1 protein-coding gene is annotated in these 4,137 nt (G+C 39.8%); it reads left to right on the forward strand.

The genetic code is table 11. The features are described 5' to 3' along the window. Positions 1 to 1,157: 1,157 nt before the first annotated feature. A complete protein-coding gene (clpB, locus tag VXK47_RS02365) occupies positions 1,158 to 3,740 on the forward strand; it encodes an ATP-dependent Clp protease ATP-binding subunit (RefSeq protein ID WP_435547170.1) in 2,583 nt (860 codons plus the stop codon). The last annotated feature ends 397 nt before the right edge of the window (positions 3,741 to 4,137 follow it).

Here is a 4,137-nt window from a genome sequence, read left to right on the forward strand (position 1 = left end):
AACAAGTTATTCACCAGTTCCGTTGATCTTATAATTTCGTATGATCAACATAAAGATGAAATTTTTTTTCGTAAAATTAAAAATAACTCTGAAAAACATCCTTACGGTTTTATACTATTATATTAATAATATATGTAATTAGATGATGAATTTTTGTGAGAATATGTTTTTGTCTTTCTGTATAACTTTTTATTTATTGGTTCACAGAGAAAGAGGATATTTTTACTTTCAATCTTTGAGCCCTCATATCTCCTTGAATATCTCTAAGCATTTTGAGAATTTTATAAAAATAATTCTAAAAAACAGGATTATCCGTATTGGAAATTAGCATCCGTTCTAAAAACAAAAGCCCCGCACTTCAATTATCTGAAGATTGGGGCTTTGCTATATCCGGTCATATTAAATCCTTTAGAACGTGTAATAAAATATCGGATTATTTTTTACAAAAAAATGCCAAAAGAAACGGCTTCTACAATGAACAACAATACGAAAGTTTGGCTAACACTTTGCTTAAATTAAATCAACTGATTTTTAATACATTCTGTTTTGCTCAATATTATCTTTGTTAAGAAAATGAAAATATAGAAACAACTCCTTTCGTCATTCCGGCGAAGGCCGGGAACCAGTAATTCCATTGGGTTCCGGATGCCCCCGGCTTAAAACTTGCCGGGGCAGGCTTATCGAGTCCGGCATGACGGTTGGGGTGTTTTTGTAAAACCATTATTTGCAAATGCGGTTATCCTGATGCAATAACCGGGAAATTTTGACACTCTAAACCATTTAAAAACAAAAAGATTTCTCGCTGTACCCGAAGTGACCCATTGTCTGAACTAAATGTAAACAAAAGAGATCCTGCTGCATGCTGGAATGACAAAAGGTTTTGCGGTTATCTCTGATATCTCAAAAAATATTTTTACTCATGCTGCAATTGTTTAATTGACATAACGCTTTTGGTGTTTATTTTATCAAAAACAAGTAACTACCCGGTAATAAACGAAAAGATGTAAAAGAAAACTCTCTTGAAGTTTAGACTTTTTAAGAACTTGATAATGAAATTAGTAATAAATAATACAAAAATGTTTACCGGATATTTTTATATGGTACAATTTGAAATAAATAAAGGTTGCTTAAATATTTTATAAAATCAGGAGGCATACATGCGTTTTGATAAATTTACGGTTAAATCACAAGAGGCTATAGGAAATGCGCAATCGTTGGCCTCAAAAAATACCAATCAACAGATAGAACCCGAACATATGCTTTCTGCAATGCTTGGCGAGCAGGAGGGCATTACAAGAGCTGTGTTAAACAAGCTTGGTGTTTCGCCTGATTCTGTCGCAAAAGAAGTTGCAGCTTCGATTGACAGGTTCCCTAAAGTCCGGGGCGCAGGAGAAGTAAGCATTTCACAGCGTTTGAAAACTGTGCTTGATTCGGCTTTCGCTGAAGCCGACAAGATGAAAGATGAATATGTGAGCACCGAGCATATTCTTCTTGCCATCTCGGATGAACGCGACGGAGAAGCAGCTAAGATATTAAAACGAAATAATATTACACGTGACTCAATCTTAAAGGTTCTTGTGGAGGTTCGCGGAAACCAGAGAATAACAGATCCGAATCCTGAGGAAAAATACCAGGCATTGGATAAATACAGCAGGGATCTTACGGCCCTTGCAAGGCTTGGCAAGCTTGATCCGGTGATAGGAAGGGATGATGAAATAAGGCGTATAATCCAGGTTCTTTCAAGAAGAACAAAAAACAATCCCGTTCTTATAGGTGAACCGGGAGTAGGAAAAACCGCTATTGTTGAAGGACTTGCCCGCAGGATTGTGGAAGGAGATGTTCCGGAGACCTTAAAAAACAGACGGCTTGTTTCTCTTGATATGGGCGCTTTGATTGCAGGCGCAAAATACAGGGGGGAATTTGAAGACCGCCTGAAAGCCGTATTAAAGGAAGTTGAAAAGGCGGAAGGTGATATAATTCTCTTTATAGATGAATTGCACACTCTTGTGGGCGCCGGAGCAGCAGAAGGTGCGATGGACGCATCCAACATGTTAAAACCGGCTCTCGCAAGAGGAACGCTTCGTTGTGTCGGGGCAACAACATTAAATGAATACAGAAAATATATTGAAAAAGACGCCGCTCTTGAAAGAAGGTTTCAGCCGGTAATGGTAAATGAGCCCAGTGTGGAAGACACCATTTCTATCCTTCGCGGGCTTAAGGAAAAATATGAGGTACATCATGGCGTAAGAATTATGGATTCCGCCATTATTGCTGCGGCCACTTTGTCGCATCGCTATATTTCAGACAGGTTTCTTCCTGATAAGGCAATAGATCTGATCGATGAATGCGCATCGAAGTTAAGGATAGAAATCGACAGCATGCCGTCTGAAATAGATGAGATCCAGCGCAGAATCACACAGTTTGAAATTGAGCGCGTGGCTTTAAAGAAGGAATCGGATCAGGCATCCAAAGATCGCCTTTTGAAAATCGAAGCGGAACTTTCCGGTCTTAATGAAGAAATTGATGCTATGAAAGCACATTGGGATAAGGAAAAAGAGCTGATACAGATTATAAGAAAGATAAAAGAAGAAATCGAACATCTGGGCACTGAAGAACAGCAGGCTGAAAGAGAGGGCAATCTGGCCAAAGTTGCAGAGTTAAGATATGGAAAGGCCGCCGATCTTAGGAAACGCCTTGATGATGCAAACCAAAACCTTGAAACTTTGCAGAATGACAGAAAGATGCTTAAAGAAGAGGTTGATGATGAAGACATAGCCGAAGTCATTTCAAAATGGACAGGTATTCCGGTCAGAAAAATGCTTGAGAGTGAAAGGGAAAAACTTGTCAGAATGGAAGACAGGCTGGCGATGAGGGTTATTGGCCAGGATGAGGCGTTGGAGGCGGTTTCAAACGCTGTAAGGAGAGCAAGATCAGGAATGCAGGACCCAAACAGGCCGATAGGTTCATTTATTTTCATGGGACCTACCGGAGTGGGAAAAACGGAACTTGCCAAAGCGCTTGCCGAATTTATTTTTGACAGCGAGCAGGCAATGGTAAGAATTGATATGTCCGAATATATGGAAAAACATGCTGTTTCAAGGCTTATCGGAGCGCCTCCCGGCTACGTTGGATATGATGAAGGTGGATATCTCACAGAAGCGGTCAGAAGGAAACCATACTCGGTAGTACTTTTTGATGAAATAGAAAAAGCCCATCCCGAGGTTTTTAACGTTCTTTTGCAGATTCTGGATGACGGCAGAATGACGGATGGTCATGGAAGAACGGTTGATTTTAAAAACACGATTATAATAATGACTTCAAATGTCGGAAGCCAGTGGATACAGGAACTTGGGATATCAAGACGGAAAGAGATGGAAGAAAGAGTTACGGAAGCATTAAAGGCAAGCTTTAAGCCTGAATTTTTAAACAGGATAGATGAAACTATAATTTTTCATAACCTTTCACCCGAACAGATCGGAGAAATAGTAAAAATCCAGATTAAAAAACTTGAGGCAAGACTTGCGGAAAAAAATATCAAACTTGTTTTGTCGGATGATGCAGTAAAACTGATAGTGGAAAAAGGATATGATCCGGTATACGGCGCGCGTCCGTTAAAGCGTGCAATCCAGAAGTATCTGGAAAACCCGCTTTCGATAGAAATCCTTAAAGGAGAAATTCAGGACGGAAGTATAGTGCTTGCGGAAGTTCAGGGGGATATAATAGTATTTACTCATAAATAATGATGATAGCATTTGTCATAATAATATTCCGATTGCCTGGTTGTAATTGGGTATAGGCACGTATTCTAACCGCAGAAAGTTTGTTAAAAACCCGGCGCAGGTTTATGCTCCGGGTTTTTTTATCTTTGCGGCACTGCCTGTATGGTTTTAGCCTTATTAAGCAGCGCGTTTGACGAAAATTCCGGGTGGATCTACTTGTTCACGGATCATTCGTACTTCTTCTGCTGTAGGTGCAGCAAACTGGGTGACATTATCTGCGGAACTTGTCAATGAAAATGAGACACATTCATTAAGAGTTTAGTGTCGTAATGGATCACTATTTTCCGGTACCGGTTTATTTATCCATGCTGCCTCCGGCGGGGCCATTGGTTTTGGGACTTTCCCTTTAAACCGTCCT

Origin of the sequence: Desulfobacterium sp. N47 (genome assembly GCF_051233685.1) — a bacterium.
In the GTDB taxonomy this organism is placed as follows: domain Bacteria; phylum Desulfobacterota; class Desulfobacteria; order Desulfobacterales; family RPRI01; genus RPRI01.